Origin of the sequence: Paraburkholderia sp. RL18-101-BIB-B (assembly GCF_046026985.1) — a bacterium.
GTDB lineage: Bacteria > Pseudomonadota > Gammaproteobacteria > Burkholderiales > Burkholderiaceae > Paraburkholderia.
Window position 1 is genome coordinate 1 of the sequence record NZ_JARESV010000179.1, and the last position, 764, is coordinate 764.

Sequence of the window (764 nt, forward strand, 5' to 3'; positions counted from 1 at the left end):
CGTCTCGGTGATGCGCGCCGTCGCGGCAACCCGCGCGAGCGGCGGCAATGCCGCAATGGTCGCGGCGCCGCTTGCCGCATCCGGCACGGCGAGCGCGCCGGCGATATTGTGTTCGATTGCCCGCGTGCCGTCGGGATCGAACACTTCCATCGACATGGCTTCGTTGCCGAGCACGATGCTGGTCAAGCGCTCACTGTGCTCGCGAATGCCCTGCGCGGAATCCAGTTCTTCGGCGAGCCGCCGCGCGTGGCGCGCGGCGAGCACGATGTCGAGATTGTCCTGCGCCTTGATCTGCTTTTCGAGCGCGACATACAGAAAGCTGCCGACGAGCACGAAAACCGCCAGCGTCGTCGCGCCGAACGCCAGCGCAAGCGCCGCGGCAAGCGAACGGCCGCGCATCAAGCGATGTCCTTCAGTTCGAGCACATAGCCCACGCCGCGCACGGTGTGGATCAGCTTGACGGGAAAGTTGTCGTCGATCTTGGTGCGTAAGCGGCGGATCGCCACTTCGACCACATTGGTGTCGCTGTCGAAATTCATGTCCCACACATACGACGCGATCTGCGTGCGGCTCAGCACTTCACCCTGACGGCGCGCGAGCAGTTGCAACAGCGAGAATTCGCGCGGCGTGAGATCGATGCGCATGCCGCCACGCTTCACGCGCCGGCGGTTCACATCCATTTCCAGATCGCCCACCTTGATCAGTTCGCTTTCGCGTGGCGGGCCGCGGCGCGCCAACGTACGCACGCGCGCCAGCAATTCGAC

General features: G+C 64.9%; 1 protein-coding gene and 1 pseudogene. Both read right to left on the reverse strand.

Features of this window, described 5'->3' with window-relative positions; genetic code table 11:
• Positions 1–399: pseudogene (locus tag P0D73_RS46585) on the reverse strand (heavy metal sensor histidine kinase); the annotation flags it as partial.
• The coding region (locus tag P0D73_RS46590; protein ID WP_408321414.1) for a winged helix-turn-helix domain-containing protein at positions 399–764 on the reverse strand (366 nt) is incomplete at its 5' end. The pseudogene P0D73_RS46585 and the gene P0D73_RS46590, both read right to left, overlap by 1 nt.